We start from the raw sequence: 13,682 nt of genomic DNA, 5'->3' as shown, positions 1-13,682 counted from the left end.
AAAGGGTCGGGCGCACGATGCTCACGCGGCCACGGTCGCGCCGGGTGACGAGGGAGGCGAGATGGCCGGAGCGCAGGAGGACGACCCGCAGCGGCCCCCCGCCGCGGCGCCGGACGCCGAGCCGCCCGAGGGGACGCCCGCGGCCGGGAAGCGCCCACGGCGGCGGCTGAGGCGCAACCTGATCATCGCGGCGAGCGCCCTGGTCCTGCTGACCGCCGGTGCGGCCGGCTACGCGTACCTGCGGCTCAACGGCAACATCACCAGCGTCGACATCGACGGCCAGCTGGGCGAGGCCCGGCCGCCGGCCGCCACCGACGGCTCGTTCAACCTGCTGGTGCTCGGTTCGGACTCGCGCGGCGGCGCCAACGGGGCCCTGGCCGGCGGCGCCACCGACGGCACGGCCCGCTCCGACACCGCGATGGTGGTGCACGTCAGCCAGGACCACAGCCACGCCAGCGTGGTGAGCATCCCCAGGGACACCCTGGTGGCCCGCCCGGCCTGTACCGCGCCGGACGGCAAGAGCGTCCCGGCCGCCCGCAGCGCGATGTACAACACCGCCTTCGAGGTCGGCGGCCCCGCCTGCGCCGTGAAGACCACCGAGCAGCTGACCGGGCTGCGGATGGACCACTACGTGCAGATCGACTTCGCCGGGTTCGCCGAGCTGATCGACACCATCGGCGGCGTCACCGTCACCACCGCCGTCCCGATAACCGACCAGGACAGCGGTCTCAGGCTGCCGGCCGGCACCCACCACCTGGACGGCGACCAGGCGCTCGCCTTCGTCCGCACCCGGCACGGGGTGGGCGACGGCAGCGACCTCGGCCGGATCGAGCTGCAGCAGCAGATGGTCAGGTCGATCATGAGCCAGGTCGGCAAGGTCGGGCTGACCACCAACCCCGCCAAGCTCTGGGCCACCGCCGACAAGCTCACCAAGAGCGTCACCACCGACTCCGACCTGGGCTCGGTCAACTCGCTGGTCGGACTCGCCGACACCCTCAAGTCGATCGGCCCGGACCAGATGGCGATGGTCACGCTGCCGGTCGTCACCGCACCCTCGGACGCCAACCGCGTGGTACCCGCCCGCCCGCTGGCGGACCAGCTGTGGGCCGCGCTCAGGGCCGACCAGCCGGTGCCCGCCGCCGTGACCGCCGGACAGCCCGCCGACCCGGCCCAGAGCCCCACCGCGGGCCCCTCGGCCAGGGCGACGGCCAGGGCGACGGCCAGCGCCTCCGCCGCCCCCGCGGCGGGATCCCCGGGGGCGGGGGCGGGCACCGCGGCGCGGCGGGCCGGCGGGTAGCCGCGGAATAACCGGGAAATGTACCCGGTTTGGGAAGATGCGGTCAGTGCTGGCACACTGGTCCGTCGGTCCCGGTTCACGTGCAGCTCCCGCTGCCGACCCGGTGCCCTCCCGAAACCTAGGAGAACCCCTTGAAGCCCAACGTTCACCCCGAGTACGTGGTCACCAAGGTGACCTGCACCTGCGGCGCCGAGTTCACCACCCGCTCGACCGAGACCAGCGGCGAGATCCGCGCCGAGGTCTGCTCGCAGTGCCACCCGTTCTACACGGGCAAGCAGAAGATCCTCGACACCGGTGGCCGCGTGGCCCGCTTCGAGGCCCGCTTCGGCAAGAAGCACAGCGCCCCCCAGGCCTAGCGCTTCCACGGCGCCGGTCTCCGGCGTCCCCGTCGTACGGTGGGGACGCTGGGGCCGGCGCCGTTCGCGTCTCCCCGCACCCCTCGCCACCCAGCCCCACCAGCTCTCACGGGAAGTAGGCCCACCCCATGTTCGAGGCAGTCGAAGAGCTCCTGACCGAGCACGCCGACCTCGAGACGCGGCTGGCCGATCCGTCGGTCCACGCCGACCAGGCCAACGCCCGCAAGCTCGCCAAGCGCTACGCCGAGCTCACCCCGATCACCGCCGCCTACCGTGCCTGGCGCGCGGCCGGCGAGGACATCGAGGCCGCCCGCGAGCTGGCCGCCGAGGACCCCGACTTCATCGCCGAGGTGAAGTCCTCCGAGGCCCGCCGGGACGAGCTGACCGAGGAGCTGCGGCTGCTGCTGGTGCCGCGCGACCCCAATGACGACAAGGACGTCATCCTGGAGGTCAAGGCCGGCGAGGGCGGCGAGGAGTCCGCGCTGTTCGCCGGCGACCTGCTGCGGATGTACCTGCGCTACGCCGAGCGGCTGGGCTGGAAGACCGAGCTGATCGACGCCAACGAGTCCGACCTCGGCGGCTACAAGGACGTCTCGGTCGCCGTGAAGACCCGCGGCACCACCGAGCCCGGCCAGGGCGTCTGGGCCCGGCTGAAGTACGAGGGCGGCGTGCACCGCGTGCAGCGGGTGCCGGCCACCGAGTCGCAGGGCCGCATCCACACCTCCGCGGCGGGCGTGCTGGTCACCCCCGAGGCCGAGGAGGTCGAGGTCGAGATCCACGCCAACGACCTGCGGATCGACGTCTACCGCTCGTCCGGCCCCGGCGGCCAGTCGGTGAACACCACCGACTCGGCGGTCCGGATCACTCACCTGCCGACCGGTATCGTGGCGTCCTGCCAGAACGAGAAGAGCCAGCTGCAGAACAGGGAGCAGGCCATGCGCATCCTGCGCTCGCGGCTGCTCGCCGCCGCCCAGGAGGCCGCCGAGCAGGAGGCCTCCGACGCGCGCCGCAGCCAGGTCCGCACGGTGGACCGCTCGGAGCGGATCCGGACCTACAACTTCCCCGAGAACCGCATCTCCGACCACCGGACCGGCTTCAAGTCGTACAACCTGGACCAGGTCCTGGACGGCGACCTGAACGCGATCATCCAGTCCTGCGTGGACGCCGACGCGGCGGCCAAACTGGCTGCCGCGCAGGAGAACTGAGCACCGAAGCCCGAGCCCACAGACCAGGGGTGTGTACGGATGAACCTGCTGCTCGCCGAGGTGGCCCAGGCCACCCAGCGGCTGGCCGCGGCCGGCGTGCCGTCGCCGCGCTTCGACGCGGAGGAGCTGGCGGCGTACATCCACGGCGTCAAGCGCAGCCAGCTGCACACCGTCCCCGACGGCGACTTCGACGCGCGCTACTGGGAGGCGGTGTCCCGGCGCGAGGCGCGTGAACCGTTGCAGCACATCACCGGGCGGGCGTTCTTCCGCTACCTGGAGCTGGAGGTCGGCCCCGGGGTGTTCGTGCCCCGGCCGGAGACCGAGACCGTGGTCGAGTGGGCGATAGACGCGGTGCGCGACATGGACGTCGCCGAGCCGCTGGTGGTCGACCTGTGCAGCGGATCCGGCGCCATCGCGCTGGCGCTGGCCCAGGAACTGCCGCGCTCCACCGTGCACGCCTTCGAGCTCGACGAGGGCGCCCTGCAGTACACCCGGCGCAACATCGCGGCCAGCCCGGACCGGGCCCGGATCACCCTGCACGCGGGCGACGCCACCCGCGCCTTCGAGTCGGAGCGCGCCTGGGACGGCCGCTTCGACCTGGTGATCAGCAACCCGCCGTACATCCCGCTCACCGAGTGGGAGTACGTGGCACCCGAGGCCCGCGACCACGACCCGCAGATGTCGCTGTTCTCCGGCGAGGACGGCCTGGACACCATCCGCGGCATCGAACGCGTCGCGGCCCGGCTGCTGCGGCCGGGCGGCGCGGTGGTGATCGAGCACGCCGACACCCAGGGCGGGCAGGTGCCGTGGATCTTCAAGGAGGAGAGCGGCTGGACCGACGCCGCCGACCACCGCGACCTGAACCACCGGCCGCGCTTCACAACAGCCCGAAGGGCGTCGTTGTGAAGAAGTCGGCGCAGTACAACCGCCCGAAGGGCGTCGTTGTGAAGAGTCCGGCGCAGTACGACCGCCCGCTGGGCGTCGTTGTGAGGAAGTCAGCGCCGTACGACACCGTGCGCAGTACCGCCGCCCGCAGGGCGTCGTCGTGAACGGGCCCGGCGTCGCCGCGGGGCCGCCCGCACAGCAGATCAGCTTGAGCCATCTCGGAAGGGGACCGTACCGATGAGCCGCCGTTACGACTGCGCCGATGCCGGGGACCGCGCCACCGGTCTGCGTGAGGCCGCCTCCGCGATCCGCCGCGGCGAGCTCGTGGTGCTGCCGACCGACACCCTCTACGGGGTCGGCGCGGACGCGTTCTCCCCGGAGGCCGTGGCGGCGCTGCTCGCCGCCAAGGGGCGCGGGCGGAACATGCCCTCGCCGGTGCTGGTCGGCTCGCCGACCACCCTGCACGGGCTGGTCACGGACTTCTCCGAGCAGGCCTGGGAGCTGGTCGACGCGTTCTGGCCGGGCGGGCTGACCCTGGTCGCCAAGCACCAGCCCTCGCTGCGCTGGGACCTCGGGGACACCCGGGGCACCGTCGCGGTCCGGATGCCGCTGCACCCGGTCGCGATCGAGCTGCTGAACGCCACCGGCCCGCTCGCGGTCTCCAGCGCCAACCGCACGGGCGGCCCGTCGCCGGCCACCTGCGACGAGGCCGAGGGCCAGCTGGGCGACGCGATCTCGGTCTACCTGGACGGCGGGCAGGCCGACCACGCGACGGCCTCCACCATCGTCGACGTCACCGGCAAGGTCCCGGTGGTGCTGCGGGCGGGCGCGATCAGCGTCGAGCAGCTGAGGGAGGTCGTTCCGGACCTGGAGGCCGGCAGTTGACGGCCGCCGCCTCGCTGCACGGCGCCGACCCCGGCATACCCTCCGCCCTGGCCGTGGTGCCCCGTCCGCTCGACACCTTCCGGATCCTCTTCGTCTGCACCGGTAACGTCTGCCGCTCGCCGATCGCCGAGCGGCTGACCCGGCTCGAACTCGACACCAGGCTCGCCCCGGCCACCGCCGGGCGGATCGTGGTGGAGAGCGCCGGGACCTGGGGCCACGAGGGCGCGCCGATGGAGGCGCACGCCGCCACCGTGCTCGGTGAGTACGGCGCCGACACGGCCGGCTTCGCCGGGCGCGAGCTGCTGGACGAACACGTCATCGAGGCCGATCTGGTGCTCACCGCGACGCTCGACCACCGGGCGCAGGTGATCTCGATGGGGCACTCGGCCGGGCTGCGGACGTTCACGCTCAAGGAGTTCACCCGGCTGGTGCGCCGGGTGGACCCGGGCACGCTGCCGTACGCCGACGACGGTTCCCGGCTCACCGACCGGGCCCGGGCGCTGGTCCGTTCGGCGGCCGCGCTGCGCGGCTGGCTGCTGGCGTCCTCACCGGAGTTCGACGAGGTCGACGATCCGTACGGGGCGCCGATCGGCATGTTCCGCAACTGCGGCGAGGAGATATTCGACGCCCTCGACCCGGTGGTGACGGCGCTGACCGGGGTGCCGGCCGGCCACTGATCGGGCTCCCGGGCTGCCCGCGGCGGTCCGACGCGCCCCGGATGGGGAGGACTCCGGGGGGTGCTGTGATCGAAGTGTGTCTGTCGGGTGCTCAGGAGGTGCCCCCGCCCTGACGGGTGTACCCCGGCGCGCGCGGGCGGGCCCGGACGGCGGTGCCGTCCTACGCTGGAAGCACCTCGCCCGCCGCTGCCCCGGAGCGCTGCCATGACCGTCACCGACACCGTGCACGGCTCCACCGAGACCCCCGCCTCCTGGACGGCCTCCGCCGCCCTGCGACAGGCCGATCCGCTGGTCGCCGACCTGCTCGCGGCCGAGGGCGAACGGCGGGCCGACTCCCTCCAGCTGCTGGCCGGCGAGAACCTCACCAGCCCCGCGGTGCTGGCCGCGCTCGGCGGCCCGCTGATCGACAAGTACGCCGAGGGCTACCCGGGCCACCGCCACCACACCGGCTGCGCGCCGGCCGACACGGTCGAGCTGCTGGCGGTCGACCGGGCCCGCGCCCTGTTCGGCGCCCCGCACGCCAACGTCCAGCCCCGGTCCGCCACTTCGGCGATGCTGGCGGCCTACGCGGCGCTGCTGCGGCCCGGCGACGCGGTGCTGTCGATGTCGCTGCAGCACGGCGGCCACCTGAGCTGCGGCTCGCGGGCCAACTTCTCCGGCCGCTGGTTCGACTTCGTCGGCTACGGCGTCCGCGCGGGCGACGGGACGGTCGACCTCGACCAGGTGCGCGACCTGGCGAGGGCGCACCGGCCGAAGGCGATCATCGCCGGCGGCATCTCGCACCCCCGGCACCTTGACTGGGCGGCCTTCCGGGAGATCGCCGACGAGGTGGGCGCCTACCTGGTCGCCTCCGCCGCGCAGACCATCGGCCTGGTCGCCGCGGGCGCCGCGCCCTCCCCGGTGCCGTACGCGGACGTCACCGTCGCCGCCACCCACAAGCTGCTGCGCGGGCCGCGCGGCGGGCTGCTGCTGTGCACCGCGGAGCTGGCCGACCGGATCGACCGGGCGGTCTTCCCGTTCACCCAGGGCGGGGCGGCGATGAACGAGGTGGCCGGCAAGGCGGTGGCGCTGCTGGAGGCCGGTACCCCGCAGTACGCCGCGTACATCGGGCGGGCGGTGGCCGGCGCCCGCGCCCTGGCCGGTGCGCTCGCGGCCGGCGGCGCCCGGCCGCTGACCGGGGGGACCGACACCCACCTGGTGACCGTCGACATCAGCGGCTTCGGCCTGTCCGGCGCCGAGGCCGAGCGGCGCTGCGCGGGCGCCGGCCTGATGCTCGGGAAGTGCGCTCTGCCGTTCGACCCCGCGCCCCCCTCCGAGGCCTCGGGCATCCGGCTGGGCACCGGTACGGTGGCGGCCCAGGGCATGGGGGAGACGGAACTGGCCGAGGTCGGCACCCTGATCGCCCAGGTGCTCGACTCCGGCGCGGACGCCCGGATCAGGGGCCGGGTGCAGGCGCTGGCGCGGGCCTTCGCGGGCCGCCGGTAGCGTTGCGGGGGAGCCGGGTGGCCGCCAGGGCGAACCGCGATGCACGTCCGGAGCGTCCGACTCAATAAGGTGTGCACCGTGGCGACGCACCTCGAACCCCGAACCAGCCCGCCCCGGCCGCGCGGCGCAGTACGCTCCGTACTCGACCGTCGGATCGTGAACCAGGAGGCCAGTGGTGCGTGAGTATCTGCTGGTGCTGTTCGTCACGGCGGCCGTGACCTACCTGCTGACCAGCCCGGTGCGGAAGTTCGCCATCCTGGCGGGCGCCATGCCGCCGGTCCGGGCCAGGGACGTGCACCGGGAGCCGACCCCCCGCCTGGGCGGCATCGCGATGTTCGGCGGCCTGTGCGCGGGCCTGCTGGTCGCCTCCCAGCTGACCCACCTGGGCCGGCTCTTCATCCAGAGCGCCGACGTGAAGGCGCTGCTGTCCGGCGCCGGGATCATGTGGGTGCTGGGCGTGCTGGACGACAAGTGGGGCGTCGACGCGCTGGTGAAGCTGGGCGGTCAGATGATCGCCGCCGGTGTGATGGTCTGGCAGGGCATCACGGTGATCTCCATCCCGGTGCCCGGTGTCGGCCCGGTGGCCGTCACCCCCACCCAGGGCATGATCATTTCGGTCACGCTGGTGGTCGTCATGGTCAACGCGGTGAACTTCATCGACGGCCTGGACGGCCTGGCCGCCGGCATGGTCTGCATCGCTGCGGGCGCCTTCTTCCTGTACTCCTACCGGCTCTGGTACGGGTACGGGATCAACGACGCGGCCCCCGCGGTGCTGTTCAGCGCGGTGCTGATCGGGATGTGCCTGGGCTTCCTGCCGCACAACCTGCACCCCGCGCGGATCTTCATGGGCGACTCCGGCTCGATGATGCTGGGCCTGATGCTCGCGGTCGCGGCGATCTCCATCACCGGCCGGGTCGACCCGGACCTGGTCACCGACCAGACCGGTTCGCAGACCGCCACCGTGCACGCCCTGGTGCCGACCTACATCCCGCTGCTGCTGCCGCTGACCGTGATCGCGCTGCCGCTGGCCGACCTGCTGCTGGCCGTGGTGCGCCGCACCTGGGCCGGGAAGTCGCCGTTCGCGGCGGACAAGCAGCACCTGCACCACCGCCTGCTCGAGGTCGGCCACTCGCACAGCCGGGCCGTGCTGATCATGTACTTCTGGGCCGCGCTGATCGCCTTCGGCACGGTGGCCTTCTCGGTCACCAACACCGGCCGGACCGTGGTGCTGGCGCTGGCCGGGCTCTGCCTGGTCGGCCTGGTGGTGCTGCTGATGCCGCGCTTCCGCCCGCACGCGCCGCGCGCCGTCCAGGCCTTCGTCCCGCCGCGCTACCGCAAGGGCCCGCAGGAGGCGGCCGCTGCCGCCGCCCCGGCCGCTGCGGCCGCCGCCCCGGCCCCCGCCGGGGTGGCCGCGGGGAAGGCCGCGGAGCAGGCCGCGCCGGCCATGTCGGAGCTCTCCGCCGACGACAAGGCGCTGCTGGGCCGGCTCGGCACCGGGGCCACCGCGGTCGGCTCGCACGCGGAGCGGCGCGGCTGATCCGGCGGGTCCGGCGGGTCTGGCCCGACAGGGGCCGGACGGCGGTCCGTCCGGGCTGATCATCCGTCAAGTCCCCTGGCCCATATGGCCGCAGGATTGGGCCGCCAGTGTGACAGGTGCCACACGTTCATGGTAAAGCTCTCATCAAATAGTTTGTGATACCGTTCACGAGTACCGAGAACACGCCGAAAGACCTGACAGGTGGAGGACTTCCGTCCCCGGTCGGTCTCCCTCGACGGGTCGACCGTCGAGCGGTTGCCCCGCGGTCGGGGTTCTCGGCGCGGCGCCACCGCCGCACCCCCGTGCCCGTCCCCGCCACACCGACATGCCGCCGGAGCTGCCGACATGCCGTCCCACGACGCCCGGATCATCCGCGGCGCCGCAATCCCCACTGCGGTCGCCGGATTGATCGCCGCCGCGATCTCCACCGCAGTCGTGGGGACCAAGGGTCTGCTCGGCGCGGTCTTCGCAACGCTGCTGGTGATGGCGTTCTTCAGCTTCGGCCAGGTCGCACTCGACCGGCTCACCAGGAACAACGCGCAGCTCCTCATGCCCGCCGCGCTGGCGGTGTACACCACGCAGATCCTGCTGGTGGGCATTGTTCTCGCAGTGTTCAAACACACCTCACTCTTCGACACCAAAGTCTTCGGTTTCACGCTGCTCGGCTGCGCTCTGATCTGGACGGGCTTCCAGGTGCGCGGTGCGATGAAGGCCAAGATCTTCTACGTCGACCCCGACGCTTCCGAGCGCAAGGACTCCTCGTCGGAGCGTCAACAGTGACGAGCGCCGGCTGTCCCCCGCGCGAGGGGGGCGGTGTTTATGCCCTGCTGACGGGCTGCTATCGTCCGTCGCAACAACGGAGTACGGGATGCGGCCTGGTCCCTCCAAGCGGTGAACGCATACCGCTCGGACGCATCGCCCCCCGATTCCGACTGGTCTTCGAAGATTCCGCGGCTGTGAACGAGGCCGCCTGGGGTCAGCGAGATTTCCATCAAGTTCCAGTGCCGCTCCGTGGCCGCAGGCCACGCCGACACACCGAGGTTGCCGTAACCATGCGTCATGACGAAGGAGTCTGTGGTGGGTGCTGACGTAAGGCAGCTTGCCTCTGAGGCCGGGTGCCACCTGAACTCCGGCTGCGGCTTCCCCGCCCCCGGCCTGAACGAGTTCGACTTCAAGCCGATCTTCACCGTCGGCGGCATCGACTTCAACAAGCCGATGCTGCTGTCGATCATCTGCGCGCTGCTGGTCGTCGGCTTCTTCTGGGCGGCCTTCGCGAAGCCGAAGCTGCTCCCCGGCAAGCTGCAGCTGGTCGGCGAGATCGGCTACGACTTCGTCAAGCGCAGCATCGTGCTGGAGACCATCGGCAAAAAGGGCGAGAAGTACGTCCCGATGCTGGTCTCGATGTTCTTCTTCGTGTGGATCATGAACATCATGTCCATCATCCCGTTCGCCCAGTTCCCGGTGATGTCGAAGATCGCCTTCCCGGTCGGGCTCGCGGCGATCGTGTGGATCACCTACATGACGCTGACCTTCAAGAAGCACGGCTTCGTCGGCGGTCTGAAGAACCTCTGCTGGCCGTCCGGCATCCCCGGCTGGGTCATGTTCATCCTGGTGCCGATCGAGTTCTTCTCCAACATCTTCGTGCGTCCCTTCACCCTCGCGGTGCGAGCCTTCGCGAACATGTTCGCCGGCCACCTGCTGATCGTGGTGTTCTCGGTCGCCTCCTGGTACCTGCTCAGCCCGAGCATCGGCGCGCTCTACGGCTCGGTCTCCTTCGTGGTCGCCGTCGCCCTCACCGCCTTCGAGCTGCTGGTCCAGTTCCTGCAGGCCTACATCTTCGTGATGCTGGCCAGCAGCTACATCGCCGGTGCCCTCGAAGAGGCGCACTGAGCCCCGCAGCCCGACGGCTGCACCCCCTGAACTCCCGGTGGCCAACCACCACCGGTTCTCCATCCCGCAAAGGATTAGCAGAGATGTCCGCTCTCGCTGAGGTTTCCGGTTCCGTCGCTTCCATCGGCTACGGCCTCGCCGCGATCGGCCCCGGCATCGGTGTCGGTCTGATCTTCGGCAACGGTGTGCAGGCCATGGCCCGCCAGCCCGAGGCTGCCGGCCTGATCCGCTCCAACATGTTCATCGGCTTCGCGCTGACCGAGGCGCTCGCGCTCATCGGCATCGTCATGCCGTTCGTCTACGGCAAGTAAGTCCGGCACACCGGTAGCCCTTTTCGACGAAAGGTTCTGATATGAACCCCGGTTTCGCCCTCGCGGCGGAGGAGCAGATGAACCCGCTCCTCCCCGCGTGGCCCGAGGTCATCATCGGCCTGCTCTGCTTCTTCATCGTCTTCGGTCTCCTCGGCAAGAAGCTCCTCCCCAGCATCGAGAAGGTGCTGTCGGAGCGCCGTGACGCCATCGAGGGCGGCATGGAGCGCGCAGAGGCCGCGCAGGCCGAGGCCCAGGCCCTGCTGGAGCAGTACCGCGCCGAGCTCGCCGAGGCGCGTCACGAGGCCGCTCGGATCACCGAGCACGCCCGCGAGCAGGGCGCTGCCCTGATCACCGAGATGCGCGCCGAGGGCCAGCGTCAGCGCGAGGCCATCGTCGCTGCCGGTCACGCCCAGATCGAGGCCGACAAGAAGCAGGCGACTGCCGCCCTGCGTCAGGACGTCGGTTCGCTCGCCTCCCAGCTGGCCTCCCGCATCGTCGGCGAGTCCCTGGAGGACAGCGCCCGCCAGAGCGGTGTCATCGACCGCTTCCTGGACGACCTGGAGAGCAAGGCCGCTTCCTCGGCGGGCGCCAAGTGATCGGCGCCAGCCGCGAGGCCCTGGCCGCCGGCCGGGAGAACCTGCAGAGCCTGACCGACAACACCTCGGTGGACTCGGCCAAGCTCGCCGAGGAGCTCACCGCCGTCACCGCCCTGCTGGACCGCGAGGTCTCGCTGCGCCGCGTCCTGACCGACCCCTCGCGGTCCGGCCAGGACAAGGCCCAGCTGGTCTCCTCGCTGCTGTCCGGGCAGGTCTCCGGCGAGACCGTCGACCTGGTCTCCGGCCTGGTCCGCTCCCGCTGGTCGGGCGCCCGCGACCTGGTCGACTCGGTGGAGGAGCTCTCGGCACTCGCCGAGATCACCGCCGCCGACAAGGCCGGTGCGCTGGACGACGTCGAGGACGAGCTGTTCCGGTTCGGCCGGGTGGTGAGCGGCTCGCACGAGCTGCGCTCCGCGCTGACCGAGCCGAAGGCCGGCACCGCCGCCAAGGCGGAGCTGATCAAGAAGCTGCTCGGCGGCAAGGCCAACGCGGGCACCGTCCGCCTGGTCACCGCCCTGGTCACCAACCCGCGTGGACGTAGCCTTGAGCAGGGCCTGGAGTCCTACTCCAAGCTCGCCGCGGCCCGTCGCGGACGGGTGGTGGCCCTGGTCACCGCCGCGGTCCCGCTGTCGGACGTCCAGAAGGAGCGGCTCGCCGCTGCCCTGGCCGGGCTGTACGGCCGCCAGGTGCACCTGAACATCGCCGTCGACCCCGAGGTCCGCGGCGGAGTCCGGGTGCAGATCGGTGACGAGATCATCGACGGCACCGTGTCGAGCCGCCTCGAAGGCGCTCGCCAGGTCCTCGAAGGCTGATCACACCAAGCATCATCCGACCCTCGGTCGGGCGTCGGTTCCACTCAGGGTGGGCCGGCAAAACGTACGGCCGGTTCACCTGACCCGGCCGAGAGTCGAGTACTTGCGGCCCTCAATGGCGGGCCGAGGATCGCAAACTAGGAGAGCAGGGAAGCCTGATGGCGGAGCTTACGATCCGTCCGGAGGAGATCCGGGACGCGCTGGCCGACTTTGTCCAGTCGTACCAGCCGGACGCGGCCTCGCGTGAAGAGGTCGGCACGGTCACCGAGGCCATGGACGGTATTGCCAAGGTCGAGGGCCTGCCCTCGGTCATGGCCAACGAGCTGCTGAAGTTCGAGGACGGCACCCTCGGCCTCGCGCTGAACCTCGACACCCGCGAGATCGGTGTCGTCGTCCTCGGTGAGTTCTCGGGCATCGAGGAGGGCCAGACGGTGCACCGCACCGGCGAGGTCCTCTCCGTGCCGGTCGGCGAGGGCTACCTCGGCCGCGTCGTGGACCCGCTGGGCAACCCGATCGACGGTCTGGGTGACATCGCCTCCAGCGGCCGCCGCGCCCTGGAGCTGCAGGCCCCGGGCGTCATGGTCCGCAAGTCGGTGCACGAGCCGATGCAGACCGGCATCAAGGCCATCGACGCGATGACCCCGATCGGCCGCGGCCAGCGTCAGCTGATCATCGGCGACCGCCAGACCGGCAAGACCGCGGTGGCGATCGACACGATCATCAACCAGCGCGACAACTGGCGCTCCGGCGACCCGAAGAAGCAGGTCCGCTGCATCTACGTCGCCGTCGGCCAGAAGGGCTCCACCATCGCGTCCGTGCGCGGCGCCCTGGAGGACGCCGGCGCGCTGGAGTACACCACCATCGTGGCTGCTCCCGCCTCCGACCCGGCCGGCTTCAAGTACCTCGCCCCGTACACCGGCTCGGCCATCGGCCAGGAGTGGATGTACGACGGCAAGCACGTCCTCATCATCTTCGACGACCTGTCGAAGCAGGCCGAGGCCTACCGCTCCGTCTCGCTGCTGCTGCGCCGCCCGCCGGGCCGCGAGGCCTACCCGGGTGACGTCTTCTACCTGCACTCCCGCCTGCTGGAGCGCTGCGCGAAGCTCTCCGACGAGCTGGGCGCGGGCTCGATGACCGGTCTGCCGATCATCGAGACCAAGGCCAACGACGTCTCGGCGTACATCCCGACCAACGTCATCTCCATCACCGACGGCCAGTGCTTCCTGGAGTCCGACCTGTTCAACGCCGGCATCCGCCCGGCCGTGAACGTCGGTATCTCGGTCTCCCGCGTCGGTGGCTCGGCCCAGATCAAGGCCATGAAGTCGGTCGCCGGCCGCCTGCGCCTGGACCTGGCCCAGTACCGCGAGCTGGAGGCGTTCGCCGCCTTCGGTTCCGACCTGGACCCGGCCTCCAAGGCCCAGCTGGAGCGCGGTGCGCGCATGGTCGAGCTGCTCAAGCAGGGCCAGTACCAGCCGTTCCCGGTCGAGGAGCAGGTCGTCTCCATCTGGGCCGGCACCACCGGCAAGCTGGACGACGTCCCGGTCGCGGACATCCGCCGCTTCGAGCGCGAGTTCCTGGACCACCTGCGGATCGAGAAGAAGGACCTGCTGGCGGGCATCGTCGAGACCTCGAAGCTCGAGGACGGCACGATCGACGCGCTGACCGAGGCGATCAACGCCTTCAAGCAGGGCTTCACCACGGCTGACGGCAAGCTCCTGTCCGAGCAGGCCTGAGTCCGGTAACGAG

14 protein-coding genes are annotated in these 13,682 nt (G+C 71.3%); all 14 read left to right on the top strand.

Annotated elements, in window-relative coordinates; genetic code table 11:
• Nucleotides 1-61 precede the first annotated feature (61 nt).
• The 14 genes from AC2TEW_RS12275 (at nucleotide 62) to atpA (ending at nucleotide 13,669) form a co-directional block, all read left to right on the top strand.
• Complete coding sequence (locus AC2TEW_RS12275; RefSeq protein WP_484623390.1) at nucleotides 62-1,297, top strand: LCP family protein; 1,236 nt, start codon at nucleotides 62-64, stop codon at nucleotides 1,295-1,297.
• 131 nt (nucleotides 1,298-1,428) lie between these two features.
• Nucleotides 1,429-1,653: a 50S ribosomal protein L31 gene (gene rpmE, locus AC2TEW_RS12270; protein WP_033824065.1), complete on the top strand. Its 225-nt coding sequence runs from the start codon at nucleotides 1,429-1,431 to the stop codon at nucleotides 1,651-1,653.
• 128 nt (nucleotides 1,654-1,781) lie between these two features.
• Nucleotides 1,782-2,858, top strand: coding sequence for a peptide chain release factor 1 (prfA, locus tag AC2TEW_RS12265; protein WP_484623389.1), 1,077 nt, complete (start codon nucleotides 1,782-1,784; stop codon nucleotides 2,856-2,858).
• Nucleotides 2,859-2,897: 39 nt separating this feature from the next.
• Nucleotides 2,898-3,764 (top strand): peptide chain release factor N(5)-glutamine methyltransferase, encoded by an 867-nt coding sequence (gene prmC / locus AC2TEW_RS12260; protein ID WP_033824067.1) that lies wholly within the window; start codon nucleotides 2,898-2,900, stop codon nucleotides 3,762-3,764.
• 216 nt (nucleotides 3,765-3,980) lie between these two features.
• On the top strand, nucleotides 3,981-4,628 hold the full coding sequence (locus tag AC2TEW_RS12255) for an L-threonylcarbamoyladenylate synthase (RefSeq protein WP_033824068.1): 648 nt from the start codon (nucleotides 3,981-3,983) through the stop codon (nucleotides 4,626-4,628).
• 35 nt (nucleotides 4,629-4,663) lie between these two features.
• Nucleotides 4,664-5,305, top strand: coding sequence for an arsenate reductase/protein-tyrosine-phosphatase family protein (locus AC2TEW_RS12250; RefSeq protein WP_484623514.1), 642 nt, complete (start codon nucleotides 4,664-4,666; stop codon nucleotides 5,303-5,305).
• Between the two features lie 204 nt (nucleotides 5,306-5,509).
• On the top strand, nucleotides 5,510-6,790 hold the full coding sequence (gene glyA, locus AC2TEW_RS12245) for a serine hydroxymethyltransferase (protein WP_484623388.1): 1,281 nt from the start codon (nucleotides 5,510-5,512) through the stop codon (nucleotides 6,788-6,790).
• A 175-nt stretch (nucleotides 6,791-6,965) separates the two neighbouring features.
• Nucleotides 6,966-8,327 carry an MraY family glycosyltransferase gene (locus AC2TEW_RS12240; protein WP_484623387.1) on the top strand — a complete coding sequence of 454 codons (1,362 nt, stop codon included), beginning with the start codon at nucleotides 6,966-6,968 and terminating at the stop codon, nucleotides 8,325-8,327.
• Nucleotides 8,328-8,672: 345 nt separating this feature from the next.
• Nucleotides 8,673-9,107, top strand: coding sequence for a Cg1360 family ATP-synthase-associated protein (locus AC2TEW_RS12235; protein ID WP_033824071.1), 435 nt, complete (start codon nucleotides 8,673-8,675; stop codon nucleotides 9,105-9,107).
• A gap of 279 nt (nucleotides 9,108-9,386) precedes the next feature.
• Nucleotides 9,387-10,217 carry a F0F1 ATP synthase subunit A gene (atpB, locus tag AC2TEW_RS12230; protein ID WP_350637988.1) on the top strand — a complete coding sequence of 277 codons (831 nt, stop codon included), beginning with the start codon at nucleotides 9,387-9,389 and terminating at the stop codon, nucleotides 10,215-10,217.
• Nucleotides 10,218-10,300: 83 nt separating this feature from the next.
• The gene (gene atpE / locus AC2TEW_RS12225; protein ID WP_030909515.1) at nucleotides 10,301-10,528 is read left to right on the top strand and encodes an ATP synthase F0 subunit C; all 228 of its coding nucleotides are present in this window, start codon (nucleotides 10,301-10,303) and stop codon (nucleotides 10,526-10,528) included.
• 41 nt (nucleotides 10,529-10,569) lie between these two features.
• A complete protein-coding gene (locus AC2TEW_RS12220) occupies nucleotides 10,570-11,124 on the top strand; it encodes a F0F1 ATP synthase subunit B (protein WP_484623386.1) in 555 nt (184 codons plus the stop codon).
• Nucleotides 11,121-11,936: a F0F1 ATP synthase subunit delta gene (locus AC2TEW_RS12215; RefSeq protein ID WP_033824074.1), complete on the top strand. Its 816-nt coding sequence runs from the start codon at nucleotides 11,121-11,123 to the stop codon at nucleotides 11,934-11,936. The genes AC2TEW_RS12220 and AC2TEW_RS12215 overlap by 4 nt, the downstream gene beginning before the upstream one ends.
• 158 nt (nucleotides 11,937-12,094) lie before the next feature.
• Complete coding sequence (atpA, locus tag AC2TEW_RS12210; RefSeq protein ID WP_033824075.1) at nucleotides 12,095-13,669, top strand: F0F1 ATP synthase subunit alpha; 1,575 nt, start codon at nucleotides 12,095-12,097, stop codon at nucleotides 13,667-13,669.
• The last annotated feature ends 13 nt before the right edge of the window (nucleotides 13,670-13,682 follow it).

The sequence above is a fragment of the Kitasatospora sp. NEAU-CNBT7 genome (assembly GCF_057220535.1).
Note: the sequence above shows the minus strand (reverse complement) of the source record. Positions and strands in the feature narration are given on the sequence as shown.